Here is a 25,140-nt window from a genome sequence, read left to right on the forward strand (position 1 = left end):
CACCACTGTAGCGTCAACCCTGGCTGAGGGTGAAGCTCAGCTCGGCCAGGCCGTCGATCCCGGCGGTCACCACATCGCCCGGTTGCAAGGCGCCAACGCCCGCCGGGGTGCCGGTGAAAATCAGGTCGCCGGCTTTCAGCGCCACGGATTTGGACGCATGGCTGATCACCTCGCTGACTGACCAGATCTGGTCAGCCAGGTCGCCCACTTGGCGTTGCTCGCCATTGACCTTGAGCCAGATACGCCCGCTGCCCGGATGGCCAACGGCGCTCACCGGCTGCAACGCAGTGCAGGGTGCCGATTCATCGAAGGCCTTGGCCCATTCCCAAGGCCGCGACAGCTTTTTCGCCTGGGCCTGGAGGTCGCGGCGGGTCAGGTCGATGCCCAAACCGTAACCCCAGATATGCGCAAACGCGTCTTCCGGGGCGATGTCCACGCCGCCCTTGCCGATGGCCACCACCAACTCGACTTCATGGTGCAGGTCGGCGGTCAATGGTGGATAGGCGATAACGCCCTCGGCAGGCACCACGGCATCCGCCGGTTTCATGAAAAAGAACGGCGGCTCGCGGTCGGGGTCGTGGCCCATTTCGCGGGCATGTTCGCTGTAGTTGCGCCCGACACAGAACACCCGGCGCAGCGGGAAGCGAGCGTCGTCGCCGTGGATGGCGAGGGAGGGGATTTCGTTGGGAGTGATGACGTAGCGGGTCATGGCATGTGCCTCTTCGGTTACCTGGGGCCAGTATGCGGACTGGCTCCGGGGCGAAGTTGGACAGGCTTACGCAGATTTTGTACTGGGCGGTGCATCGGTCACTTTGCCGAGCGAACCCAACACTGCTAGCCTCATCGCGCTTTCAACCACTGATCCCGCAGAAAGGACTCTGATGAACATCATTCGCGCCGTCGCCCTCTTCGCCGCCTCATTGTTCTCGATGAACACTTCAGCCAAGGCCCCGCTTCCGGGATTCCAGTTGCCCAAGGCAGATTCGGAATATGACGAGAAGGTGTTGGCGGATATCAAGAAGATCGGCTGGCACCATGTGCATGTGCGGGCCGAAGACGGTGAGCCGTCGTTCGCCTACTCCCTGGGGTTCTACGCCAACTTCGGCCAACCGGAAATCATCGTATTCGGGCTGCCCCCGCAGGTTGCCCAGCAGTTGCTGAACATCGCCGCGATCCGCTTTGCCGGTGCAAAAACCGCCTATGAAACCTACAAGCCCTATGACGATATTGCCGAAGGCATGCGCATCGCCTTCATTCCTGTAGACCGCAGGCATTACCGCGAGTACCTCGGTTATGCCGGCTGGTTCTACGCCTCGATCAAAGCTGATTTCCCTGCGTTGCAAATGGTCTGGCCGGACAAACAAGGGCGCTTTCCGTGGGAGCCCAACTACGATCAGTCGTTCTCAAGGCTCCAATTGCTGCTGAATAAATAGGGGTTATTTACGCGCCAGCTTGTAGCGCAAACAGTCCTGATAAAAACTCTGGCGAATCACCTCGGGCTTGACCCGCGAGCGGCTGTCGTAGGTCTGCTCGGTGATGCCCATGGCCATCATGTGCATCCAGGGTTTCTTGAACTGGTAGGTCTTCAGCTTCTGCCGCGCGGCGTACAACGAGACGCCCGACAGCTTCAATTCCTGGGCCCGGGCGGCGGTGCCAGCACCCCAACTGCACATGTACTTGTCGTTGTCCCGCAACTCCCGTGCCTCAACCGAAACCGCCCCACCCGCCAGGGAGCAGGCGATCAGCATGATTCCAATATTGCGCATTTGCATCCCGCCTAACCACCTGAAAATAAAAGTGATTTTGGCGAGAATTTTGTTACAAAGGGGCCAGCAAATTGCCTTCTCGATGATTTTTCCGGCAGGTAACGGAGCCAAGAAGCCACGCATGCCTTAAGGCCTTTTGCCACTATTTGTTGCCGATAGGCCAGCGTCTGACGATAATCCCCGCGCTCTCCCACACTCACGCAAGGAAACGCCGTGAAAAAGCTTCTACTGTTGACCCCATTGCTCGCGCTGCTGTTGCAAGGTTGCGGCGTCACCATGACGCAATACGAGCCGAACTTCGATAACGTCCAGGTCCTCAAGCAAGCAGCGCCGCTGCAACCCGTCAGCAATGCCCAGGTGACGGCCGCATCGGGCGAAGGCTCGTTGTCCGTACGTGCCAACCCGATCCGCTCGCCCAGTGGCAGCATCCCGGCGCATATCCAGGCTGCAATCACCCAGGAACTGCAATTGGCAGGCCTGCTGAACCCGCAAGCAGAACGACATCTGCAAGTGTTGGTGGTGAAGAATTCGCTGTCGGCAGGTATGGGCTCCGGCAACGGCACGCTGGCCGCGCGGTTTACGCTGCTCAAGGGCAATGACGTGGTGTACGACGCGACCAAGGAAGTGAATCACACCTGGTCCAGTTCGTTCTTCGGGTTCATTGCGATCCCGAATGCCGCCAACGCCTACAACCCGATGGTGCGGGATTTGCTCAAGTCGTTGTACAGCGACCCGCTGTTCATCAAGGCGCTTAAGTAAGGCCCAGGCTGCGAGGGCGGGTCACCCTGCCCTCGCAGCTGTTTCAAACCTTCAGTTACGTGTCACGCCCGTGGCACGCCGGCATCCAGTGCCGAATACTTCAGGTTATTGCCGTCGACCATTTGCTTGAGCAGGGCATTGACCTGACGGGTGAAGGTATCGGTCACCGCCTCTTTCGGCGTGTTGGCCATCAACGGGATAAACCAGATGCCCATCCAGGTATTGATCGAGTCGTGGTTGGTGCCGGTGCTCAGCGCCTGGCCTTGCGGGTCCACCGACTCCAGCTTCATGGTGTACTGATCAGTCCCCAGCGCCGGGATGATGGTGAAGGTAAAGCCGCTGATAAACGCCAGTGCCAGTTGGCCGCCACCCGGTGGATGGTTGTAGACCTTCAGGCGCAGGCTGTAATCGCCGGGCTGTTTCTGGAACTCATCCAGGGTCACACGGCCAAACAGACCGGAGTCGGTCAGGACTTTCTGCAGCTGTGGCTTGAGCATGTCCCGCGCTTGTGGAAATTCCGTAGCGGCGGCGTTTGTCGGCTCGCCCTGGTAGAACTTGAAGTCTACGTAGACGTTCGGTTTGTTGGCGTAGCTGGCCTTCGATGGCAGCGTGACAGGTGCGACTTCGTCCTTCGTGAAGCTGGCGCAGCCGCCCATCGACAACATGATCAGGGCCAACCCCAGCATTTTTCCAATGTGCATTACGACTTCCTTAGTGAATGGAGCGTCTCCATGGCCGGAGTTGCTGGGGGCGGATGATAAAGAGTGGGCCGCAATGTTAAAAGGCCATCCTCCTAAAAATAACGACGATCACTGTAGGAGCGAGCTTGCTCGCGAAAATCGTTAACGATAACGCAGCGTGCCTGGCTTAGCGCGCTGCTCTCAGGTTCTTCGCGAGCAAGCTCGCTCCTACAGTAGGTGGGTGTTTACCACTGGTAGGTCGCGCTGGCCTGCACGGTGCGCTGTGAGCCATACCAGCACCACGAGTAGGAATAGCAGGACGCGACGTACTCTTTATTCGCCAGGTTGGTGGCATTCACTGCCAGGCGCAGGTTGTCACCCTGGCGATTGATGTGCGGGATGTCGTAGTGCACCGCTGCATCGAACAAGGTGTAGCCCGGCACCTTCAAGGTGTTGGCGGTATCGCCCCATGACGAACCGACATACCGCGCACCGGCCCCCACGCCGAAGCCCTTCAGCGTGCCGTCGTGCAGGGTGTAATCCGCCCAGGCCGACGCGGTATGACGTGGTACGGCGTAGGTAGTAGTGCCTTCGGCAGCCACCGCCGGACCGACACCGATGTCACTGATGGGCGCATAACGCACGGTGTTGTTGGACTTGCTGATGCGGTTATCCAGGTAGGCGTAGGCCGCCGTGATATCCAGGTTGTCGTTCAGGCTGGCCTTGCCTTCGAGTTCAAACCCACGGGATTGCACTTCACCGTCCTGGATCTGGCAGCGCGAGCCGTTGCACAGGTGGGAAGCGTCCGGATCCAGTGTCGGCACGTTGGTCTGGCGCAGGTCGAAAATAGCGGCGGTGATGAAGCTGTTGCTGCCCGGTGGCTGGTACTTGATGCCGATTTCGGTCTGCTTGCCTTCAGTCGGTTGGAACGTTGAGCCGCCATAGCCCGTGCCGGATTGCGGCTGGAAGGATTCCGAATAGCTGACATACGGCGCCAAGCCATTATCGAACAGGTAGACCAGGCCCAGGCGGCCAGTGAAGGCTTTGCTGTCCTGGCTGGATTTGGTCTTCTTCTGAGTCGTCATGGCCAGGGTGCTGTTGTCGGTGCTGGCCCAGTCATAACGCCCGCCCATCAACAACACCCACTTGTCCCACTTCATCTGCTCTTGCAGGTACACGCCAGTTTGCTCGCTGCGCGAGGTGGCGTCGCTGGTGAAGGCCGGTACCGGCACGGCCGCGCCGTAGACCGGGTCGAAAATATCCAGCGTAGGGCCTGCGGTGTACACGCCGCTGCCCGATTTGGTGTCGGTGCTGGTGTTCTGGTAATCGGCGCCCATCAGCACGGTGTGCTGCAGCGGGCCGGTGTCGAATTTGGCCTGCAACTGGTTGTCGAGGGCGTAGGCGTCGATGTTCACGTCGCTGGCGGTGGTCGAGCGCCGGATGGTGCGGTAATCGCTCTCCAGGTAGTTGCTGTAGAGGCTGCGGTACTGCCCTTCGCTGCGCAGGTAGCGCGCGTTCTGGCGCACGGTCCAGACATCGTTGAAGTGATGCTCGAAGGCGTAGCCGATGGAGTAATACTCACGGTCGCTCTTCTCGAAGCTTTTCTCGCCGTCGTAGAAATCCACGTCGATCTTGCGCCCGGTTGGGCTGTGCAGCACCGAGCCCCAGGCCGGCATCGAACCGTAGGACGCGCCCTTGGGATCCTTCTGGAAATGCCCGAGCAAGGTCAGCGACGTGTTGTCGTCCGGGCGCCAGGTGAAGGCGGTGGACAGGGATTGGCGACGGGTTTCGGTGTGGTCGATCTGGCCGTCGGCATCGTCGAACAGGCCGGCGACACGGTAGGAATACACGCCTTGATCGTCCAGCGGGCCGCTCAGGTCAAAGGTGGTGCGCTTCTTGTTGAAGGTGCCGTACTCGACGCCGACTTCATGGAATGGCGTGTCCAGCGGGCGCTTGCTGACCATATTGATCACACCGCTGGGGGTGCCCTGCCCGTACAGCACCGACGCCGGCCCGCGCAGCACTTCGACGCGCTCCAGGTCAAAGGCGTCTTTTTGCGGCAAGGCATCCCGGCTCGAAGGCATGCGCAGGCCGTCGAGGTAGGTCGCCGGGGCGAAGCCACGGATGGTCAACTGGTCGAGGCGTGAGGCAGTGGAACCTCGGGTTTCCGGGATCACGGCGGCGCTGTAGCGCAGGATCTGGTTGAGGCTCTCGGCGTTCTGCGCGCGCATCTGGTCTTTGGTGACCACGGAGATCGACTGCGGGGTTTCGATCAGCGCGGTGTCGGTCTTGGTGCCCGACAGGCTGCGGGTGGCCACATAGCCAGACACCGGGCCGGTGGGGCTTTCCGACTGGTACGCGCCGCTGATGGTGGTGGCCTGCAACTCCATGGCGCCGTCGGCTTGCGGGATGGCTTCAAGGCGGTAGCGGTCGTCGGCAATCTTCAGGGCTTGCAGGCCGCTGCCGGCCAACAATTGGGCCAGGGCGGCGTCGGTGCTGTACTGCCCGTTCAGGCCATTGCTGCGTTTGCCGCGGGTCAGGCTCGAATCAAAGGCCAATACCAAGCCCGCCTGTTCGGCGAGGCTGTTGAGGGCCTGGCTCAGGTCACCGGCCGGAATGGAAAACGCGGCGCTTTCAGCCGCGAAGGACGCTTGAACGGTCAGCAGGGGTACGGCGGCAAAAGCCATCGCCACTGAAAGGGCCAGTGGCTGTAAGGGACGAGCAAGGCGCGACATGAGAAGTCCTGGGAAATGGGGGTTCTATTAGTCATGACGGCCATGTCGGAAAATCGGGTATGAATGAGAGCAGTTTTTATTCAGACTTTTTACCGAGGCTTGATCACCACCACCAAATCGGTGAAGTACTCGACCTTGATCGGCAGGTTATCTGCCAGTGAAGCCAGGGCCGCGCCGGTGTCGTCGAGCTTGAATACTCCCGACACGCGCATCCCTTGCAGCGCCTGCGGATCAAAGCGCACCAGCCCGTGCCGATAACCGGCGAGGGTTTGCAGCACCTCGCTCAGGGGTTGGTCGTCGACCTTGAGCAGGCCGCGGGTCCAGGCGTCCGGGTCGGCATTGCCGATGGGTTGCGGGTCGCTGGCGTGTCCGTCCTTGAGTGTGGACTTCTGCCCTGCCGGCACTTTCACGTCGCCTGCACTATCGCCTTTGACGGCCACGGTGGATTCGATCACGGTGACTACGGTCGAGCCGTTCTCGGCCTTGCGCACCAGGAACCGCGTGCCCAACGCCGTGGCCGTGCCCTGGTCGGTATGCACCACGAACGGCCGTTGCGCGTCCTTGGCCACCTCGACCCACATCTCGCCCTGTAACAGTTCGATCACCCGTTGGTGGCCGTCGAACTTCACGTCCAGCGCCGAGTTGCTGTTGAGCTGCACCTGGCTGCCGTCGGTCAGTGCCACCTGACGCCGTTCGCCGATGCTGGTGCGCTGGTCGGCCATCCACACCGGCATCCGCTCCATTCCCGCCCAGCCGCACAGCAACACACCCAACAGCGCGACGGCCTGAGTACCACGGGCGGCAAACCTTGGTTTTTGCGGGGCAAACGCGCGGTTCAGGGCAAGGCGCGCCGGGGCGGCGGGCAATGCGTCGAGGCTGCCCCACAGGCTGCGCATGCGCTCGATGGCGACGGCATGCCGTGGGTCGGCCTGGCACCAAACATCGAATGCGGCGCGGTCGGCCTCGGTCACGTGATCGTCGTGCAACAACGTCAGCCAGCGGGCGGCCTCAATGATGATCTGCTCGGCACTCACGACAGCGGGTCCGCCCCGTGCAGGGTGTGATAGCAGTGCACCAGCGCGCTGGAGATGTAGTTCTTCACGGTGCTGGGGGACACCTGCAATTGTGCGGCGATTTCGCTGTAGGTCAGCCCGTCGAGGCGGCTGAGCAGGAACGCCTCGCGAGCCTTGGCAGGCAAGCCGGTGAGCATTTCGGCGATCCGTTCCAGAGCCTGGAGTGCCACATGAATCGCCGCCGGATCCGGCATACCGGCGTCCTCGCTCTGAATCGCCAGGGCTTCCATGTAGGCCTTCTCGATCCGCCGCCGACGCGCGCCGTCAATCATCAAGCGCCCGGCCGTCGTCGCCAGGAAAGCCCTTGGTTCCTTGATGGTATGGGGTTCGGCCAGCAGCAGAATGCGGATAAAGGCGTCGTGGGCCAGGTCGGCGGCATGTTGGGAGCAGCCGAGTTTCTTGCGCAGCCAACCGTGCAACCAAGAATGGTGGTCGCTGTAGAGGGTGGCGATGGTCTGCTGGCGACGGGCTGTATCACCCTCAGCTACAGGAAAGTCATGCATGCGCAAAAATTTCTCAAACAAGAAAGATTACCAATTGCGCGAACGATGACAGCAAAACGGAGGGTGAGCAAGGGGCTCACCGACCGAAGCGGTCAAGGGTGATGTGGGGTGAGCGGGATGCAGGTAGATAACAACTACCTTTTAACTGATGGATTAACACCGCACTTAGTTAGAACGCGCAATAGTCGACAGGCACTGGCGTACCTGCCAACTTAATGGACGCATGACAATTGATGACGAACGTCTAGTGTGCGGCGGTTACTTGCAACCAATCCTCTGCGGAAGTTGCCCTTGCTTAGACTTAAGTGCAGTTTGTACCGCTTGGGGCAACTCACTCCAGAATGTCAGCCCGGAACGCTGTTCAATCTGTTCGACTGTCGCACGATAGTCACAGAAGTTCGCACCCTTGGGGGTTTCCTGATTCATGATGAACGAGGCATAAAGTCCGTCTTGCGGCGATTTGCCGACGGAAACAATCTTCCAGTAACCGCTGGGAATCGTGTGGACCTTGTTGGTCCCCGGCAGGGTGCCGATGAATTTCTCATACAGCGGGCCGGTCATCACGTACACCTCATCCACTGCGGCGTCCTGGCTCAGGTTGCGCTCCTGATCCTCCAGACGTGCCCACGGGCCCTGGTTCAAATCGGACTTTTGCGGGGTGATATTGGACAGGTAATTGAGAGTCTGCCAATCGGAAACACCCGCCATCGACGCCAGGTTCGCCTGGTGCCCACGGTCGACCTTCAGCGCCACGTTGGCGCCGTTATAGTCAACAGGGTCAAGGGTTTCACCCGCCGGAATGTCCGGATCCGTCTGCCAGTTTCGCGGGCGCCCGCTGGCCGGTGTGGACTTGGTGATCCGGTAAGCCACCCAATTGGCGAACTTGGTCGACGCATTGTTATTGAGGGTGTAGGCCTGGCGATTCAACGTCAGCGGCCCACCGCCGGACGGGCAACCCTGGGAACAATTATCGACCGTGACGGCCTGTTCGAGCGGCGCCTGGACGGCGCGCTCCGGTGAACGTGAAGGCTGGGTGCTGATACAGCCTGCCATCAGCGGCACCCACAACAATGCCAGGTATTTGAACGGTGCTTTCCTTTGCATGGTAGAACTCCATTTACAACAGATTAATTAAGTTTAAAGGGATAAAACAGGCGCAATGGATCCCGACAGATGGAATAACAACACTATCAAGTCGATTGCTGGCAGTTACCCGGTGAACACTGTGCAGTGCCGGACAACTGTTTTTTTGCGGGTACGGCGACATTCCATGTGCGTACTCGCTTAAGTGCCCCACGCCGGTGGCTCGGGGAACTAACTGCTCTTCAAGCGTTATCTTTCAGTTGAGCAGGCTTTATCTTATACACGCAATTGTTACAAAAAAACCAGCGGTAAAATCAAAAAAATCTGCCCGTAAAATAGAACCCGTGTGGGAGCTGTCGAGCTTTAGCGAGGCTGCGATAGCGGTGTGTCAGGCAACCTGTTGATCGGTTGTGCCACCGCCTTCGCAGCCTCGCTAAAGCTCGACAGCTCCCACAGGTGATCTTCGCTCGGCTTAATTTAACGCCAGCTCCAGGAAACCCCGGTGTACACGCCCATGCCATCTCCCGGCGTGGACCGCGCCACGTCCAGCCCCTTGTCGTCATAACCCGGCGTGACCGTATTGGCGTAGCGCTGGTTGGTCAGGTTGCGCAGGTCGACCCAGGCTTGCCAGTCGTGCTTCGGCGCGTCATACCCGACCGTCGCGCCGAGCAGCGTGTAGGCCGCCGCGTAGTAGGAATTGGCGTAGTCCACCGCCACCCGCGACGAATGCTCGCCGCTGAGGCTGGTGTAGAAACCGCTGGGATGGCTGTAGCGCAACTGCGCCTGGTAGTAGTGCTCGGGGATGCCGGGCAAGGTGTTGTCGCCGAAGCGGTCGTCGTTGCGGTAGTGGAAGTCGCTGTAGGTGTAGGCCTGGCGCAGGGTTAACTGGCCGGTGCGGCCGCCGTCCCACAGCGGGCTGATCAGGCTCAGTTCCACGCCTTGGTGCACCGTGGGGCTGGCGTTGGACTCGGCGATGATTGCAGAGGTGGTGGAGGTCGCGGCCTGGGTTTCGACGCTGAGCAGTTCGTGGCGCACCTCGGAACGGTACAGCGCCAGGTCCCACTGGCCGAACCACTCTTCACCGCGCCCGCCGACTTCCAGGGTGGTTGCGGTCTGGTTTTTCAGCTTCACGCCTTCGCGCTGCAGCCCGCTCGCCGGGCCGCTGTTCGCCGGGAAATACTTGTTGGAACCCCAGATCATCGACCACGCATGAGGCGGCTCAACCGAGCGGCTCAGGTTGCCGTACACCTGCAGTTGCGGGCTGAAGTCATAACGCAAGCCAACCCGTGGCGCGTAATCCCAATCGTGCTGGCTGACCGGCGTGTGGGTTTGCGGGTAGCTGACTTCGGTTTCGCGGCGGGTATAGATTGCCGCCAGACCGGTGGTCAGCCAAAGGTCCGGCACCAGCTCCAGGTCGTTGCCGATATGCAGCACGCTGTCGGACCCCAGGTAGCTGTAGTCGCGGGTCTTGGTGCCGGGCGCGTAGCCCGCCGTATTGCCGACTGGAATCCGTACGAATTCCGAGCCGCCGTTGTTAGGCATCGCCTGAGTCGTGCGCAAACCGATAGTGGTCTTGCTGTCGCGCCCGAACAACGTGTCCTGTCGGATGTAGTTCACGGTGCCGCTGACGTCGGTGTAGGCGACCTTGAGACGGTTGGTGCCCTCGCGCAGGTCCATCGGGTAGTCGTGATACGCCAGCCCGACCTCGACCCGGGCGTTGTCGTCCAGGTGCAGGGTGGTTTTGTTGGCAATCCAGGTCGAGCCCGGTTGCAGGCGCTTGGAATCCCGCGTCAGGTTGAGGCTGGCGGCGGCGCGTGGGTCGTGGCTGATCTGGTCGCGGGTCAGCTTGCCCGGGGAATCGTTGTCGGTTTCGCGGTAGCGGAAGTAGAAGCGGGTTTCCAGGTCGGGGTTGAAGCGGTAGCCAAAGTTGGCGGCCATGCCTTTGCCGCTGCCGGCGCTGTGGTTCTGGAAGCCGTCGTAGTTCGAATCGGTGAGGCTGATGAAGTAGTCGGCATCCCCCAGCACCTGCCCCGAGCTGATTTCCCGTTGGGCGTAGCCATGGCTGCCCGCTTCGTAGCGCACTTGCAATTTTGGGGCGTCGTAGCCGGTGCGGGTGACGTAGTTGACCGCACCGCCCAGGGCCAATGCGCCCTGGTCAAAACCATTGGCGCCGCGCAGCACTTCAACCCGGCTGAGCCACAACGGGTCCTTGAGTTCGTAGGGCGTGCCGCCCGGGCCGGTCAGCGGCAGGCCGTCGAAGGTTTCGTACAGGCCCGACGCGTGGGCACCAGGGCCACGGTTGATGCCCGAGCCACGGATGGAAAGTTTCACCCCTTCGTTGTTCGCGGCCTTGGCGTACACGCCGGCCTGGTACTTGAACACGTCCTCGTTGGTGCTCACGCGCCCCTGGTCGACGCTGCCCATGTCGATGTAGTTGGTGGCGCCGGGTACGCTCTTGAGCTGGACCAGGGCCAGTTCATCGGCGCTGAGTTCGGCGCTGCTGACTTCGACGGGAGCCAGTTGCAGCGTGTCGTCGGCCTGGGTGACCGGGCTGAAACTCAGGGCAGCGCCAAAACCCAGCAAGGGCCAGGCTTTTCGTGCGGGGAACGGAAACGCGGGGGGCATGGGGGCAAATCCTTGGAATTCGTTTTTGCGACGGGCTCGGTCCGGCACAAGGTCTGTGGTGGGAAGCCTGTGAAGCCCGGCGGGTCACCACTGATGGACGTACAGGCGCCAATCGGCGTTAAGTCCAAAATCGAATTACCAAATGCAAACTCAGTATTTATGGAAATAAGCGCCACGGATTACTGTAGGGCCATTGAGTCCCCAGAGATTTACGTCATGCAAACATCCGCCACCGTCATCGATTTCACCCTCCACCGCAAACGCCGCCAGGCTCGCGCAGCGGCTGAACTGATGTGGGCGATGTACGCGGCGCGGGCCGGGATCGCGGTGTTTACCGCACACGTCACCACGTCCAGCGATACCCGCCGGGCGTGAGGCCATGAATTTCCTGCACGCGATTCCCGAAGTGCCCGACCTCCCCTCCAAACCCAAGGATTGCAACAGCGGCGACGATGACGCCATCGGCCAATGCGTCGCGCAGAACCTGCAACGCCTGCGCAGTAAACGCTACCTGTCACTGGACGCCCTGGCGCGCAACTGCGGCGTGAGCCGCGCGATGCTGGCGCAGATTGAATCCGGGCGCAGCGTGCCGTCGATCAAAGTGCTGTGCAAAATTGCCAAGGGCTTGAAAGTCTCGGTGGCCGCCTTCCTGGAAAACCGTGCGTTCGAAGGGGTTGAACTGCTGCCGGCGCAACAGAGCAAACGCTTGGTGAGTGCCGACGGCAGCTTTATCAGCCGTGCGCTGTTTCCCTACGATATGGCGCGCCAGTCGGAGTTCTACGAGATACGCCTGAAGGCACTCGGCGAGGAGATTTCAGAAGGTCACGGGCCAGGCATCCAGGAAAACCTGGTGGTGGCCCAGGGCGTGCTGGAAGTGAGCGTCAACGACGAACGCTACCTGCTGTCCACCGGTGATTCGATCCTGTTCTACGCCGACCAGCCCCACCGCTACCGCAACCCCGCAGACAGTGAGGCGGTGGCGTTCCTGGTAATCACCTACCCGGAACGCCTGGACTGAAACGCAAAAAGCCCCGGCACTCGCCGGGGCTTTTTGATTTCACGCCAAACGAATCAGCAGGTGCAGCACATCATCGGCATGCCGTTGCAGCTCATCATCATCGGCATGGCGCAGTCGCTCATCATCTTCATCATCAGCATGCAGCAGTTGTTCATCATGTCCATGCTCATGCCTGGCATCGGCATCATGGTGCAGGTCATGCAGTCGGCTTCCATCTTGCATTCCATGACGCACTTCATCATCGGCATAGGCATGCCCATCGGCATCATCATCGGCATGTTCATGGTCGACATGCTGTTCATCATCGCCATGCCGTCCTGCGACATGCACATCATCGACATGTTGGCGCACTGCATCATCATCGGCATGCCGCAGTTCATCATCATCGCCATCATTTCGGCGTTGTTCTTGAACATCGCCATGTCCATGCCGGCGGCCGGCTTCATGGTGCACATCATGGCCTCGTCGGTCATCGTGCAGGTCATGGTGGCCATCATCATCGGCATGCCCATCATCGGCATCATTGGCATCGCGTTGTTCATTGGCATCTGCATGGCGTTCATCATGTTCGAAACTCCGTAATCGACAGGAAATGAGTAAGTTCTGGGGCCGATTCTAGAGATGCGGCGCAACGGCGCAAGGCGCTGGCCCAGCAGCAGAAATGGACGTTGCATGGGGGTTTATCGGAGCGAGACAGCCGATAATTCCGTGATGACAGCGTTAATGAAGCGATCACGCCGACCCGCTCCGTTATCAGGGCCGAACCGGCGTGATGGATATGCGATTGGGGAATGGGCTCCAATCAGAAGGAAATAAACGATCTAACCAGCGTGAAAATACCGGTTCGCCGGACGCGGCAATCCGAGGTTTTCCCGCAGGGTAGAGCCTTCATACTCCCGCCGGAAGATCCCGCGCCCCTGCAACTCGGGCACTACCTTGGCGACAAAATCATCAAGCCCGCCGGGCAGCCACGGGAACATTATGTTGAAGCCATCGCTGCCCTCTTCTTCCAGCCACTGCTGCATCTCGTCGGCAATGCTGTGGGCCGTGCCGACAAACGACAGGCCGGCATACCCGCCGAGGCGCTGAGCCAACTGGCGCACCGTCAACTGCTCGCGATCAGCCAGCGCCAGTACTCGCTCGCGAGAGCTTTGACTGGCATTGGTTTGGGGAATCGCCGGGAGGTATTGGTCGGGATCAAACTTCGTCGCGTCGGTACCCAGCGCTATCGACAGCGAGGCAATCGCGCTTTCGTAATGCACCAGGCTGTCGAGGTGCGCACGAATCCGCCGGGCGTCTTCCAGCGTATCGCCGACCACCACAAACGCCCCGGGCAGAATCTTCAGGTGGTCGGGATGCCGACCGACCGCCAGCATTCGGCGCTTGATATCCCCATAGAACTTGCGCCCCTCTTCCAGGGTGCCCGGCGCGACAAAAATCACCTCGGCGGTTTCCGCCGCCAATTGCCGGCCTGGCTCCGAGGCACCGGCCTGCACGATCACCGGCCAACCCTGTACTGGCCGCGCAATGTGCAGCGGGCCGCGCACGTTGAGGTAGCGACCGTGATGGTTGAGGGTGTGCAGCTTGTCGGGGTCGAAGTACACGCCGCTGTCGGCATCGCGGATGAAGGCATCATCGGCCCAACTGTCCCAGAGCCCGGTCACCACATCGTAGAACTCCCGCGCACGGGCGTAGCGCTCGTCGTGAGCATAGGCCTGTTCCAGGCCGAAATTCTGCGCGGCATCCGGGTTGGCGGTGGTGACGATGTTCCAGCCGGCGCGACCGTTGCTCAGGTGATCCAGGGACGCGAAACGACGGGCGATGTGGAACGGTTCGTCGTAGGTGGTCGAGGCCGTGGCCACCAGGCCGATGTGCTCGGTGGCCTGGCTCAGGGCCGACAACAAGGTGAACGGTTCGAATGACGTGGCGGTGTGGCTGCGCTTCAACGCGTCGATGGGCATGTTGAGCAAGGCCAGGTGGTCGGCCATGAAGAAGGCATCGAAACGCGCCTTCTCCAGGGTTTGGGCAAAAGCCTTGAGGTGCGTGAAGTTGAAGTTGGCGTCACGGTAAGCGCCGGGATAGCGCCAGGCGCCGGTGTGGATGCTGACCGGGCGCATGAACGCGCCCAGTTTCAGTTGGCGTGGAGTGGTCATGGAAAGCCCCTGATCGAGAGGGGCTCAGCATCGGATGCGCGAGCGGCGTCTGTCTAATAACGAAAGGATCTGGCTTATACCTGCATCCGCCGGCTCAATCCTCGGTCGAGGATTCGTACGAGATTGTCTGAGGCGCCCGTTGGTTTTATTGAATACCGATGGAAAACCGCCGCACAGTCTGCTCCTCACGGGGCAGGCTGATGTCGCCTTCGTAGGTGCACTCGCGGCCGGTGCAGCTGTTTTCCACGGTCACCGGCGCAACGCTTTTGACCGGGAAGCGCGGCTTGGGCTCAGCCTGCGGCGTGAGGGGGACAGCGCTGAGGATCGGTGCCTCGTAGGTCAAGTCCAGGTTGGACGCGTGAGCCGGAGTAGCCAGAACGGCGAGCAGTGCGCTCGCCATGACAGTCCTTGTAAACAACATCGAAATCTTTCCGGGCAGCAAAAAATGAAGGGGCAATGATAAACCCTTGAGCGGCCGGGTTGAAGTCAGGACGTCTGAATCGCGGGTTCCAGCACCAATACGTTGGAGGGGCCCGCACGGAATGTCGGGTTGTGCTTGGCGGCTTCCAGCATGTGAGGGGTCGCGTGGTGGTCCTTGAGCGCCGCCTTTGAAGCCCACGTTTCGATCAGCACAAAACTGTCGCTGTTGCCCTCAACCGGATGCAGGTCGTACTGGATGCAACCCGCTTCGGCCCGCACGAGCGGCCCCAGTCTGGCAAACGCGGCCAACTGGTCCGCCCCCCGCCCAGGCTGGGTATTGATGATGACGACAAGCCGCACTTCATCGGACATAAACCGCACCGTTATCAATAAGGAAATTGAGGGGCCACAGTAAGGGATGCCATTCTCTGGCGCTATGAAAAATCTATCAGTAAGCTACTTTCACTGAATGGATTGAGTCAGCACTCAACCCCTCCCCTTTTCTGCACCGGCGATAACCACGTGATCGAAGTAACCGAAGTTTCCATTGCCCAGTTGCGCGCTGCGCTCGAATCCGGCCAGACCACGGCGGTTGAACTGGTAGAGGCCTACCTCGCCAGGATCGACGCCTACGACGCCCCCAACACCGCCACCGCCCTCAACGCCGTGGTGGTGCGCAATCCTGAAGCGCTGGAGGAAGCCCGCGCTTGCGATGCACGCCGGGCCAGCGGCAAAACCCTGGGCCCGCTCGACGGCATTCCCTATACCGCCAAGGACAGCTACCTGGTCAAGGGGCTCACGGCCGCCTCCGGCAGCCCGGCTTTTGCCAACCTGACCGCGTATCGCGATGCGTTCACCATTGAGCGGCTACGGGCCGCCGGCGCCATTTGCCTGGGCAAGACCAACATGCCACCCATGGCCAACGGCGGCATGCAGCGCGGTGTGTATGGCCGGGCCGAGAGCCCGTACAACGCCGACTACCTGACCGCACCGTTCGCCTCGGGCTCCTCCAACGGCGCCGGCACGGCCACTGCGGCCAGCTTCGCGGCATTTGGCCTGGCGGAGGAGACCTGGTCCAGCGGGCGCGGCCCGGCGTCCAACAATGGCCTGTGTGCCTACACCCCGTCCCGGGGCGTGATCTCGGTACGCGGCAACTGGCCGCTGACCCCGACCATGGACGTGGTCGTGCCCTACGCGCGAACCATGGCCGACCTGCTTGAAGTGCTCGACGTGGTCGTGGCGCAAGACCCCGACACACGCGGCGACCTGTGGCGGATGCAACCCTGGGTACCGATCCCCAGCGTCGCTTCGGTTCGCCCCGAATCCTACGGCGCCCTGGCCGCGACCGGCGATGCACTCGTCGGCAAACGCTTCGGCGTGCCACGCATGTACATCAATGCCGACCCCGAGGCCGGTACCAGCGACGACCCGGGAATCGGTGGCCCCACCGGCCAGCGCATCAACACCCGCGCCTCGGTGATCGAGCTCTGGGAAGCCGCGCGCAAGGCACTCGAATCGGCCGGTGCAGAAGTGGTGGAGGTGGATTTCCCGCTGGTTTCCAATTGCGAAGGCGATCGCCCGGGCGCACCGAAAGTGTTTACCCGAGGCCTGGTGTCGAAAGAATTCCTCCACGACGAATTGTGGGAACTGTCGGCCTGGGCGTTCGATGATTTTCTGCGCGCCAACAACGACCCTGCGTTGAACCGCCTGGCCGATGTCGACGGCCCGAACATCTTCCCCCACGACCCCGGCACCCTGCCCAACCGCGAAGACGATCTGGCCGCCGGCATGGACGAATACGTGCGCATGGCCGAGCGCGGCATCACGCCGTGGGACAAGATCAGCACCGTGCCCGATGGCCTGCGCGGCCTGGAACAGACACGGCGCATCGACCTTGAAGACTGGATGGATAAGTTGGGGTTGGATGCGGTGATTTTTCCGACCGTCGCCGACGTAGGCCCGGCGGATGCGGATGTGAATCCGGCGTCGGCGGATATCGCGTGGAGCAACGGTGTATGGGTGGCCAACGGCAACCTCGCCATCCGCCATTTGGGCGTGCCGACGGTGACAGTGCCCATGGGTGTCATGGCGGACATCGGCATGCCGGTGGGGCTGACCTTTGCCGGGCGGGCTTATGATGATTCGGCGTTGCTGCGATTGGCGTCGGCGTATGAGTCGACAGGGAGCAAGCGCTTGGTGCCGCCGCGTACGCCGGGCTTGGTGGCTCGTCAGGCCTGATCGGTTTCACTGCTGATTTTGCGCATCAACCGATCGGCTTCCGACCCGGGTTCAAATCGGAAGCCGTTCATCTCATCAAGGAGCAGGCAGTCGCTGATGGCCTCCCACAACTGCTCCTGGGTTGGCTTGTTGCGCAGCAGAATGTACGAAAGCAAAAGTCGCTCAATGGGAACGCCTCGATTGGAGGCGGTTTCAATGATTGCCAGCAGGATAAAGCGCAGTCGAACTTCCCGCTCCGTGGGCCATACCGTTTTTCGCTTACCCAATGCCGGGCCTCAGTTTCAGGAAAAACGTGAGGCTATGGCCGAGGGCGGTGTTGTTTCAAGCACTGCATGGAGAGAAAGCCCTGCTCCTACGGAAAACAGGGAAAGGGCTTACGAAATCTCACAGGGCCTTAGTGGCGCTGTCTCCTGTCACAGCACCAACGTGCGACACCATCTAAACATTCCGTTACTCATCATCTCAACGTTACTGTCCTATTACTGATAAAGCGTTCAGACACACCCCATCGACACGAGCCTTTCTGCCGTGACTCATGACCCTTCCCGTAACTCCCAGTACACCTGGCGTTGGATCGGCAAACTGACACCGCCGCTGACGTTACTCACCTCAACGCCCCGGCAAGACTTGTTGGCATCATTAAAGACGAGGATTGAAGGGCCATTGATTCTCCTTGTGGCGCCCCCCGGATACGGCAAAACAACCCTGTTGATGCAGTGGAGACAGGAACTACTGCGCACCTCTCCACAGGCAACCGTTGCCTGGCTATCGCTGGATGAAGCAGACGCAGAACCCAACCGTTTCCTGGCCTATCTGATTCTGGCGCTTGACCACGCAGGCCTTGATCTCGGGCACCTGCCACGGCTGGCAGAGGCTCAATCCCTGGATGCGCAACCACAACGCACCATCAGTGCCTTGCTTCATGCCATGGCGCGGGAGAACCGCTCCATCACCCTACTGCTCGATGACTACCACACAGCCGCCAACGAGCACCTCGATCCGATTGTACAAGCACTGCTGGAACAAGCTGCCCCCTGGCTGCAATGGGTGGTGGCCAGCCGTACTCGTCCCCAATGGCCCTTGGCGCGCTGGAAAACCATGGGCTGGGTGCACGAGGTGACCGCTCGCGAATTGACACTTTCAACGAGCGAAACCAACGCGATCCTGGGGCCCGATCTCTCATCGTCAGACCTGCGTCACCTGCATGAAACAACCGAAGGCTGGCCCGTGGCTGTGCAACTGGCACGGCTGTGGCGAGCCAGTGGAGACGGCTCGCTGTACCACCTGAACGAGTTTTCCGGGCACGTTACCGATATCGCCGCCTACCTGACGGAACAAGTCGTGGGACGCTTGCCACCAGCGTGTCAATCCTTCCTGATGGATACCGCATTGCTGGAGCGTTTCAACGCAGGGTTCGCTGACGCGATACGCGAGCGCACCGACAGTACGCAGTTGCTTGCACAATTAAGCCACCTTGACGCCCTGTTGGTCCCGCTGGACACCAAGCGTCAGTGGTTCCGCTACCACCGTCTGCTACGGGATTTCCTGAGCAAGCGGTGTGACGCCAAAAACGCCCAGCGCATTCACCGCGCTGCGGCCCAATGGTTGGCGCAGGAAAAGGACTGGACCCAGGCGGTGTCACATGCGTTACGTGCCAGCGACACGGCGCTGGCGGTGAATATGGTGGTGCGTGCAGGGGGATGGGAGTCTGTGCTGAGGCATGGGATCCGCTATGCACAAAGCCTGTTGCAGCAGTTCGATGAGCCAACTCGGCGCAGCGAGCCTGACCTTTTGCTGCTCCAAGCGTACCTGCACGCCAAGCTTGGAGACCACAGGTTAGCCACTCAACTGCTACAGCTGGCGCAAGGCGTCATCCAGGACGACAGGCGCCTGAAGCGAGACTTCCAGGTCATTCAAACGTTGGCCAACGCCTACGTCGATCGCTTTGCAGAAAACCATGCAAGTCCGTTCGACCCAGTACAGTTGCAGGGCGACGAAGTCCTGGCCCAGGCAACCCTTGCCTGTGTAGAGGCCCTGAACGCCATGACTCGCGGCGAACTGCCCCTTGCGCTGCAAATCATCCGCACAGCCCACATCAAGATGCGCCTGGTCGACATTCCGCGCGGTGAAAATTACTGCCGTATTCATGAGGCGCAAGTACTTTCCTTGATGGGCAACATTACTCAGTCGAGTCGCATGGTCGACGAGGCGCTGGCCATTTCAAGCGATCAGTTTGGCCGTGAAAGCTCAGTCAACGCGCTAGTCGGCTGCCTCAAGGCGCAACACTGTTACTGGCAAGGTGCATGGTCCGAGGCAACAACCTGGTGGCGGGACGGCTGGGCATCCCTCGAACAGACGGATGGCTGGTTGGATATCGCCGCCACAACAGCCGAAATCGCGTGGCGCACAACACTGCGCAGTCAAGGCATGCAGGTGGCGCTGCGTGAACTGGAACAGGTGGCACAGTTGGCGGGCACCCGTGAATGGCTGCGGCTGACACGATTGGTCAATGCATGGCGGGTCGATTTGCTGGTGCAGTGCGGCTCCCTGGTCAAGGCTCGCGAGGAGGCATTGCAGGTCGACCTTGAAGGCATTGCAGGTAACCGTGACGACTGGCGCAACCATGAAGCCGCCACCTTGGCACTGGCCCGCCTGCAACTGGCCTCGGGCCGTTCCGTCGCCGCGCTGACCCGCTTGCATCAAGAAGGCAAAGTGCTGCAAGACAAAGGTTTGTGCCTCCCTGCGTGGCGCCTGCAACTGCTGGCGTTAGTCGCCTATGGCAAAGGCCTGTCAACGCTGGAAACCAAGGATCTGACACCGATCCTGGCATCGATACCTCAACAGATCTTGCCGGGCCTGCTGCTGGAAGTGGGGCCAAGTCTGCTGCCGGCGCTCGAAGCCTGCCCTGAAACCCTTCCTGGTCAGGCAGCCATCCTTACGCGGCTGCGAGGCTGGCGGGCACACCCGGTGCGCGCCCGTATGCCATTCAGCGCCAAGGAGACACAAATCCTCACCTTGCTCGTCAGCGGCCAGCCAAACAAGACGATCGCGCAAGCGTTGAACATCTCTGAAAACACCGTGAAATTTCATCTTAAACACATCTTCGCCAAACTCTCGGTAGACAATCGCACGGCCGCCATCAGTGCAGCGTTGCGCCTCGGCGTTCTTGATTCCTCTCTCTGAGCCCACCCGCCTACCCATTCGGGTAGGCGCTGTGAAAATCGCCCCATGAACTACCCGTGCCGCAGGTAGTACCCCCGCTCACCGCCCTCTAGCATCCGTCTAAACAGCGAGCGCCCCAACGCTCTGCCAGCTCCGATAACAACAATCACATCAGGAGATGCCCTGTGGGTATGGACAGTAAAACTGTGCGTGTAGCGACCGATGTCGGTGGGACATTTACCGACCTGGTCTATTTCGAAAGCGACCCGGCCACCGGCCAACACATCATTCGCACCGCCAAGGTCGATACCACACCGCCGAACTTCGCCAAGGGTGTGCTCAATGTCATCCAGAAAGCGGACATTGCACTGGAAACCGTCGACTTCCTCGCCCACGGCACCACGGTGGTCATCAACGCCTTGACCGAGCGTCGAGGCGTGAAGACGGCCTTGATCACCACCCAGGGCTTTCGCGACATCCTCGAGATTGCCCGGGCCAATCGCCCGGACTACTTCAACTTGAAATGGGTCAAGCCAGCGCCCTTCGTGGCTCGCTACCTGAGGCGTGAGGTAGGTGGTCGCCTGCATACCGACGGCAGCGAGCGTGAACCGCTGGATCTTTCAGGCCTGGTGGACATACTCGATGCGTTTCGCGCCGACGGGGTGCAAGCCATTGCCATCTGCCTGTTGCACGCCTACGCCAACCCGGTCCATGAGCAGGCGGTACTGAAAGAAGTACAGCGGCTGTGGCCCGAGGTCTCGGTCGTTGCCTCACACCAGATCACTCGCGAGTGGCGCGAATACGAACGCTCCAGTACCACAGTGCTCTCGGCCTACGTCCAACCCATCGCCGCACGCTACCTCGATAACCTGGAGACCGGCCTGCGCGAAGGTGGCTACAAGGCACCGCTGTACATCATGCAGTCCAACTGCGGCGTCGACAGTGTGACCCATGCCCGGGACATTCCCATCACCATGGTCGAGTCGGGGCCTGCCAGCGGCTTCTGGGCCGCCGCCGAGCTCGGGCGCCTGCTTGACGAGCCGAACCTGCTGGCATTGGACATCGGCGGTACCACCGCAAAATGCTCGCTGGTGCGTAACGGCCAAGTATCGATCAAAACCGACTACTGGATTGAACGCAATCGGCTCAATGCGGGCTACCCGATCATGGTACCGGTGGTAGACCTGGTGGAAATCGGTAATGGCGGTGGTTCCATTGCCTGGGTCGACGAATTCGACAAACTGCACGTCGGCCCAGAGTCTGCCGGAGCCCTGCCCGGCCCTGCGGCCTATGGCAACGGCGGTACGCAGGTCACCACGACGGATGCCAACCTGGCCCTGGGCCGGATCAACCCCGGCTACTTCTGCGGTGGCGAGCTGGCCGCGGATATGGCGGCTGTCGAGCAGGCCTTCGACCCACTGAGCGAACGCCTGAAGCTACCCGCCAATGAGATCGCCCGCGGCATCATTCGGATCGCCAACGACAACATGGTCAACGCATTGAAACTGGTGTCGTTGAGTCGTGGCCACGATCCCCGGGAGTTGACCCTGATCGCCTTTGGCGGCGGCGGAGCCATGCATGCTGTCGCCTTGGCTCAGGAGCTTGGGGTCAAGAAAGTCATTGTGCCCCGAGGTGCATCCGTGTTCTCCGCGTGGGGCATGACCATGTCCGACCTGCGCCGCGACCTGTTCATCAATCGCTTTGTCGAAACCGAACGCGAAGGCGAACTCGCACTTACCCAGCTATTTCTCCAGGACCTGATGCACAACGCCCGGGTGCAGTTTGTCGACGAAGCCATTGCTCCGGATCAGGTCGACTTGCAGGTGTCCTGCAAGCTGCGTTACCAGAACCAGGAGCACGCCGTCGAGGTCGCCTTGGATCATGAAGAATCCCTCTCGGAGCATTGGCCGGCGATAGCCCGACGTTTCCACGATCTCTACGAGCAGCAGTACTCCTACCGCCTACAGGCGCCGTTGGAAATTGTCGGTTTCCATCTGGTGGCCGTCGCGCAGATTGGCAAATTGAACCTGCAAGCCCTGCCCGTCACCGGTCGCACGCTGGCAGAGGCCCACAAAGGCCAACGCCCGGTGGATTTCGCCCTCGAAGGCATCCACGACACGGCCATCTACGACTACGCCCGCCTGGAGCCGCAGATGAGTTTCAGCGGCCCAGCCATCATCGAGGATGCCGGTTCCACCGTCGTGGTCCATCCCGGCAATCAGGTACTCGTCGACCGCCTCGGCAACCTGCATATCACCCTCGGCGCCTGAAGGAGCAGCCCCCATGAGCAAAATCGATATATTTACCCTGGATATCATCCAGAACTCGCTACAGGCGATCGCCGATGAAATGTTCGAGGCGATGCGCAAGGCTGCCATGAGCCCGGTGATCTATGAGGTTCTGGACATGGGCACCGGCATCACCGATGCCCATGGCGAAATCGCCAGCTCGGGCGCGGGTATTCCAGCGTTTGTCGGTGTGCTCGACAAAGCCGTCAAGCAGATTCTGATTCAGCACCCCACCCCCGGGGAGATCGAGGACGGTGACGTATTCATCACCAATGATCCCCACAGTGGCGGCGTCACCCACCTCAACGATGTGGTGCTGGCGATGCCGGTGTTCGCCGAGGGTCGTTTACTGGCCTGGACCGCCAACATCGCCCACTGGAACGACATCAGCGGCATGGTCCCGGGTTCGTTGTCGACGGAGGCAACCGAGATTTTCCAGGAAGGCCTGCGCCTGGCCTCGGTCAAACTCATCAGTCGGGGCCAGCCGATTCGTTCAGTGCTGCAGATCCTGCGCTGCAATACCCGCATGCCGGATTTCATGGAAGGGGATTTATGGGCAGGTGTCGCCGCAGTACGCAGTGGCGCCCTGCGCCTGCAGGCACTGAGCGCGAAGTACGGGATCGAGGTATTCCTCACGGCCATGCAGGAATTTATGAGCCTGGGCGAAAAGATCTCCTTGCGCGCACTGCGCGACTTGCCTGCCACCCACCTTCACCAAGAGGAAGTGCAGGACGACGGCAGCCTCTTCAATGTGTCGATTCAGATATCCGAACGCGAGCTGATCATCGACCTGCGCAACAACCCTGACCAATGTAACGGGCCCACCAACCTTAGCCGAGATGGCGCAGTGGTGGCGGCGCAGATGGCCTTCAAGGCCCTGACCGCGCCACAAGGCGTCACCAATGGAGGCACCTTCCGCCCCCTCCGGGTATTGACCCGGCCCGGGTCGCTGTTTGATGCCCAGCCTCCCGCAGCCGAGGGGTTCTATTTCGAGAACCTGATCCGCGTGCACGACCTGATCCTGCGCTGCCTGGCCCAGCGGTTTCCCGATCGCTTGCCCGCCGGCAATTTTGCCTCGGTGTGCGCCACCATCATCGGCGGTGTGCATCCCGATACCGGGCGCGTATTCACCCTGGTGGAGCCCGAGATTGGCGGCTGGGGGGCCGAACCCGGCCGCGACGGCAACAACGCGGTGTACTCGGGCCTGCACGGAGAAACCTACAACTGCCCGGTTGAGGTGTGCGAAGCCCGCTATGGCCTGTACGTCGAGCGTATGGAACTCAATGACGAGCCCGGTGGCCACGGCCAGTTCCGCGGCGGGCGAGGCCTGCTCATCGACTACCGCATTCGCTCGGATGCCAGCTTCCTGACCTGCGGCTACACCCGTGCCGTCATACCACCGTGGGGGCTTGAGCAAGGCCTGGACGGCACGCCCAACTATGTCGAAGTCACCCGCTGCGACGGCACACAACAGCGTTATGCCATAGCCAGCAGCATCAGCCTCGACGCAGGCGATCTGGTACGCGTGCGCACCGGAGCCGGTGGTGGTTACGGGTCGCCCTTTGAGCGCAACCGACAAGCCGTGCTGGATGACCTGAAGAACGGCTATGTCGATACCGAAACGGCCAGAACGATATACGGCGTGCAGATTTGAACCACAGGAGCTGCTGACGGCGATTACGCCGAGCGCACCAGCCCTCAGTACTTAAGAACAACAACAAAAAAGCGAGAACTGATATGAAACCGTACACCCCATCACGTCCTTGGGTGTTGCCCGCGCTTGCCTTGGTTTTGGGATTCAGCGCATCAGCCAACGCCGAGCAGTTCATTGGTTTTGGCCAGCCGGGCATCCCGGGCAAATGGGCACTGGAGTCATTCCCGGTGTTCAATCGCACGGCAGACGGTAACGTCCGTGCCGGTGGCAATACGGTGCTGGCGTACTTCTCCGAGACGGGCTTTACCGACACCACCCGTGATCAGTTGCAGTTCTGGGTGGGCGCCGTCCCCGGTTACGCCAGCACCAATGGCGCACGGGACACCAGCCCCTGGGGCGTTGCTTCACCCAACCTGGGCTTTGCCTACTACTACAACGTGGTGGAGCCCACCAGCGAACCCGGCTCTGCTGACTACACCACGTTCTGGACCAACCCGACCCTGATGGTCGAGTTCCCCAATGGCAACGACGACATCGCCGGCTACGGCGCCTTTGCCAATCGATACGCAGTGAGTTTCAGCCTCGCCAATTACGTGCGCGTCGGGAACTTTGCCGCGACCTTTACCCCGGCGGGCATCCATTACGCCGCGCGCAATCGCAATACCACCGACCTCGGCACCGACAACCCCAAGCGCCTGCGCGGCGGGGTCAGCTTGTGGCTGGCGAATGTTGCCGCCGGGTACCTCGTCACCGACGACCTGTGGTTGGGCGTGCATCACGTCTATCACATCAACAATAAAGCCGCGTCGGACTTCGCCGAGTCACGCGTTGCAAAGATCGGCCCGTCCATGACCTATACCGGGTTTGCCCAACAGGGGGTCTACCTCTCCGCCAACATGAACTTCGAGTACTACCGCAGCGCCAACCTGACCCGTGCCAATGAACTGACCATGGCACTGGTGAAGTTCTTCTAATCGCGCTTG

Annotated in this window: 22 protein-coding genes; 10 read left to right on the top strand and 12 right to left on the bottom strand. The window is 60.9% G+C overall.

Annotated elements, in window-relative coordinates:
* Positions 1-13: 13 nt before the first annotated feature.
* Complete coding sequence (locus NVB75_RS07495) at positions 14-709, bottom strand: fumarylacetoacetate hydrolase family protein (RefSeq protein WP_258346676.1); 696 nt, start codon at positions 707-709, stop codon at positions 14-16.
* A 172-nt stretch (positions 710-881) separates the two neighbouring features.
* Between NVB75_RS07495 and NVB75_RS07500 the strand changes: the two genes are divergently transcribed.
* Positions 882-1,433: a DUF4262 domain-containing protein gene (locus tag NVB75_RS07500; protein ID WP_258346677.1), complete on the top strand. Its 552-nt coding sequence runs from the start codon at positions 882-884 to the stop codon at positions 1,431-1,433.
* Between the two features lie 3 nt (positions 1,434-1,436).
* Here the strand turns inward: NVB75_RS07500 and NVB75_RS07505 are convergent, their stop codons facing one another.
* A complete protein-coding gene (locus NVB75_RS07505) occupies positions 1,437-1,766 on the bottom strand; it encodes a hypothetical protein (protein WP_258346678.1) in 330 nt (109 codons plus the stop codon).
* 213 nt (positions 1,767-1,979) lie between these two features.
* On the opposite strand from NVB75_RS07505, the gene NVB75_RS07510 reads away from it, so the two are divergent.
* Positions 1,980-2,525, top strand: a complete 546-nt coding sequence (locus tag NVB75_RS07510; protein ID WP_076016832.1) for a hypothetical protein — start codon at positions 1,980-1,982, stop codon at positions 2,523-2,525.
* A 62-nt stretch (positions 2,526-2,587) separates the two neighbouring features.
* On the opposite strand, the gene NVB75_RS07515 is transcribed toward NVB75_RS07510, so the two are convergent.
* The 6 genes from NVB75_RS07515 to NVB75_RS07540 all read right to left on the bottom strand — a co-directional run bounded on the left by NVB75_RS07515 (position 2,588) and on the right by NVB75_RS07540 (position 11,224).
* Positions 2,588-3,226 carry a hypothetical protein gene (locus tag NVB75_RS07515; protein ID WP_258346679.1) on the bottom strand — a complete coding sequence of 213 codons (639 nt, stop codon included), beginning with the start codon at positions 3,224-3,226 and terminating at the stop codon, positions 2,588-2,590.
* A gap of 224 nt (positions 3,227-3,450) precedes the next feature.
* Positions 3,451-5,940, bottom strand: coding sequence for a TonB-dependent siderophore receptor (locus NVB75_RS07520; RefSeq protein WP_258346680.1), 2,490 nt, complete (start codon positions 5,938-5,940; stop codon positions 3,451-3,453).
* A gap of 89 nt (positions 5,941-6,029) precedes the next feature.
* Positions 6,030-6,974, bottom strand: a complete 945-nt coding sequence (locus NVB75_RS07525; RefSeq protein ID WP_258346681.1) for a FecR family protein — start codon at positions 6,972-6,974, stop codon at positions 6,030-6,032.
* A complete protein-coding gene (locus NVB75_RS07530; protein ID WP_010172411.1) occupies positions 6,971-7,516 on the bottom strand; it encodes a sigma-70 family RNA polymerase sigma factor in 546 nt (181 codons plus the stop codon). The genes NVB75_RS07525 and NVB75_RS07530 overlap by 4 nt, the downstream gene beginning before the upstream one ends.
* Positions 7,517-7,774: 258 nt before the next feature.
* Positions 7,775-8,620 carry a DNA/RNA non-specific endonuclease gene (locus NVB75_RS07535; protein WP_258346682.1) on the bottom strand — a complete coding sequence of 282 codons (846 nt, stop codon included), beginning with the start codon at positions 8,618-8,620 and terminating at the stop codon, positions 7,775-7,777.
* A 456-nt stretch (positions 8,621-9,076) separates the two neighbouring features.
* Complete coding sequence (locus NVB75_RS07540) at positions 9,077-11,224, bottom strand: TonB-dependent receptor domain-containing protein (RefSeq protein ID WP_258346683.1); 2,148 nt, start codon at positions 11,222-11,224, stop codon at positions 9,077-9,079.
* Between the two features lie 216 nt (positions 11,225-11,440).
* Here NVB75_RS07540 and NVB75_RS07545 point away from each other — a divergent pair, with 216 nt between their 5' ends.
* Genes NVB75_RS07545 through NVB75_RS07555 form a run of 3 tightly spaced genes read left to right on the top strand, consistent with a single transcriptional unit; the run spans position 11,441 to position 12,824 of the window.
* Positions 11,441-11,599 carry a hypothetical protein gene (locus NVB75_RS07545; protein ID WP_258346684.1) on the top strand — a complete coding sequence of 53 codons (159 nt, stop codon included), beginning with the start codon at positions 11,441-11,443 and terminating at the stop codon, positions 11,597-11,599.
* A gap of 4 nt (positions 11,600-11,603) precedes the next feature.
* Positions 11,604-12,242: a helix-turn-helix domain-containing protein gene (locus tag NVB75_RS07550; protein ID WP_258346685.1), complete on the top strand. Its 639-nt coding sequence runs from the start codon at positions 11,604-11,606 to the stop codon at positions 12,240-12,242.
* Positions 12,243-12,302: 60 nt separating this feature from the next.
* The gene (locus NVB75_RS07555) at positions 12,303-12,824 is read left to right on the top strand and encodes a hypothetical protein (protein WP_063031348.1); all 522 of its coding nucleotides are present in this window, start codon (positions 12,303-12,305) and stop codon (positions 12,822-12,824) included.
* A gap of 239 nt (positions 12,825-13,063) precedes the next feature.
* Here the strand turns inward: NVB75_RS07555 and NVB75_RS07560 are convergent, their stop codons facing one another.
* From NVB75_RS07560 to NVB75_RS07570, 3 genes are all read right to left on the bottom strand, one after another.
* Positions 13,064-14,395 (bottom strand): LLM class flavin-dependent oxidoreductase, encoded by a 1,332-nt coding sequence (locus NVB75_RS07560; protein ID WP_258346686.1) that lies wholly within the window; start codon positions 14,393-14,395, stop codon positions 13,064-13,066.
* Positions 14,396-14,540: 145 nt separating this feature from the next.
* The gene (locus NVB75_RS07565; protein ID WP_017477111.1) at positions 14,541-14,795 is read right to left on the bottom strand and encodes a hypothetical protein; all 255 of its coding nucleotides are present in this window, start codon (positions 14,793-14,795) and stop codon (positions 14,541-14,543) included.
* An 86-nt stretch (positions 14,796-14,881) separates the two neighbouring features.
* Complete coding sequence (locus tag NVB75_RS07570; RefSeq protein WP_258346687.1) at positions 14,882-15,187, bottom strand: putative quinol monooxygenase; 306 nt, start codon at positions 15,185-15,187, stop codon at positions 14,882-14,884.
* 150 nt (positions 15,188-15,337) lie between these two features.
* On the opposite strand from NVB75_RS07570, the gene NVB75_RS07575 reads away from it, so the two are divergent.
* Complete coding sequence (locus tag NVB75_RS07575; RefSeq protein WP_258346688.1) at positions 15,338-17,053, top strand: amidase; 1,716 nt, start codon at positions 15,338-15,340, stop codon at positions 17,051-17,053.
* On the opposite strand, the gene NVB75_RS07580 is transcribed toward NVB75_RS07575, so the two are convergent.
* Positions 17,044-17,319 (bottom strand): hypothetical protein, encoded by a 276-nt coding sequence (locus tag NVB75_RS07580; RefSeq protein ID WP_258346689.1) that lies wholly within the window; start codon positions 17,317-17,319, stop codon positions 17,044-17,046. The genes NVB75_RS07575 and NVB75_RS07580 overlap by 10 nt on opposite strands.
* A 262-nt stretch (positions 17,320-17,581) precedes the next feature.
* Here NVB75_RS07580 and NVB75_RS07585 point away from each other — a divergent pair, with 262 nt between their 5' ends.
* The 4 genes from NVB75_RS07585 (at position 17,582) to NVB75_RS07600 (ending at position 25,131) form a co-directional block, all read left to right on the top strand.
* A complete protein-coding gene (locus NVB75_RS07585) occupies positions 17,582-20,236 on the top strand; it encodes a LuxR C-terminal-related transcriptional regulator (protein WP_258346690.1) in 2,655 nt (884 codons plus the stop codon).
* A 170-nt stretch (positions 20,237-20,406) separates the two neighbouring features.
* Positions 20,407-22,485 carry a hydantoinase/oxoprolinase family protein gene (locus NVB75_RS07590; RefSeq protein ID WP_258346691.1) on the top strand — a complete coding sequence of 693 codons (2,079 nt, stop codon included), beginning with the start codon at positions 20,407-20,409 and terminating at the stop codon, positions 22,483-22,485.
* Between the two features lie 13 nt (positions 22,486-22,498).
* Positions 22,499-24,157, top strand: coding sequence for a hydantoinase B/oxoprolinase family protein (locus tag NVB75_RS07595; protein WP_258346692.1), 1,659 nt, complete (start codon positions 22,499-22,501; stop codon positions 24,155-24,157).
* An 83-nt stretch (positions 24,158-24,240) separates the two neighbouring features.
* Positions 24,241-25,131: a hypothetical protein gene (locus NVB75_RS07600; RefSeq protein WP_258346693.1), complete on the top strand. Its 891-nt coding sequence runs from the start codon at positions 24,241-24,243 to the stop codon at positions 25,129-25,131.
* Positions 25,132-25,140: the final 9 nt, after the last annotated feature.

Source organism: Pseudomonas sp. CBS (assembly GCF_024734645.1).
Classification (GTDB): Bacteria; Pseudomonadota; Gammaproteobacteria; order Pseudomonadales; family Pseudomonadaceae; genus Aquipseudomonas.

Excerpts from the sequence above, each read along its gene's own strand:
- NVB75_RS07500 (WP_258346677.1), top strand. The coding sequence starts at position 882 with ATGAACATCATTCGCGCCGTCGCCCTCTTCGCCGCCTCATTGTTCTCG.
- NVB75_RS07565 (WP_017477111.1), bottom strand. The coding sequence starts at position 14,795 with ATGGCGAGCGCACTGCTCGCCGTTCTGGCTACTCCGGCTCACGCGTCC.
- NVB75_RS07520 (WP_258346680.1), bottom strand. The coding sequence starts at position 5,940 with ATGTCGCGCCTTGCTCGTCCCTTACAGCCACTGGCCCTTTCAGTGGCG.
- NVB75_RS07515 (WP_258346679.1), bottom strand. The coding sequence starts at position 3,226 with ATGCACATTGGAAAAATGCTGGGGTTGGCCCTGATCATGTTGTCGATG.
- NVB75_RS07535 (WP_258346682.1), bottom strand. The coding sequence starts at position 8,620 with ATGCAAAGGAAAGCACCGTTCAAATACCTGGCATTGTTGTGGGTGCCG.
- NVB75_RS07550 (WP_258346685.1), top strand. The coding sequence starts at position 11,604 with ATGAATTTCCTGCACGCGATTCCCGAAGTGCCCGACCTCCCCTCCAAA.
- NVB75_RS07570 (WP_258346687.1), bottom strand. The coding sequence starts at position 15,187 with ATGTCCGATGAAGTGCGGCTTGTCGTCATCATCAATACCCAGCCTGGG.
- NVB75_RS07545 (WP_258346684.1), top strand. The coding sequence starts at position 11,441 with ATGCAAACATCCGCCACCGTCATCGATTTCACCCTCCACCGCAAACGC.
- NVB75_RS07595 (WP_258346692.1), top strand. The coding sequence starts at position 22,499 with ATGAGCAAAATCGATATATTTACCCTGGATATCATCCAGAACTCGCTA.
- NVB75_RS07505 (WP_258346678.1), bottom strand. The coding sequence starts at position 1,766 with ATGCGCAATATTGGAATCATGCTGATCGCCTGCTCCCTGGCGGGTGGG.
- NVB75_RS07530 (WP_010172411.1), bottom strand. The coding sequence starts at position 7,516 with ATGCATGACTTTCCTGTAGCTGAGGGTGATACAGCCCGTCGCCAGCAG.
- NVB75_RS07590 (WP_258346691.1), top strand. The coding sequence starts at position 20,407 with ATGGACAGTAAAACTGTGCGTGTAGCGACCGATGTCGGTGGGACATTT.
- NVB75_RS07600 (WP_258346693.1), top strand. The coding sequence starts at position 24,241 with ATGAAACCGTACACCCCATCACGTCCTTGGGTGTTGCCCGCGCTTGCC.
- NVB75_RS07540 (WP_258346683.1), bottom strand. The coding sequence starts at position 11,224 with ATGCCCCCCGCGTTTCCGTTCCCCGCACGAAAAGCCTGGCCCTTGCTG.
- NVB75_RS07495 (WP_258346676.1), bottom strand. The coding sequence starts at position 709 with ATGACCCGCTACGTCATCACTCCCAACGAAATCCCCTCCCTCGCCATC.
- NVB75_RS07560 (WP_258346686.1), bottom strand. The coding sequence starts at position 14,395 with ATGACCACTCCACGCCAACTGAAACTGGGCGCGTTCATGCGCCCGGTC.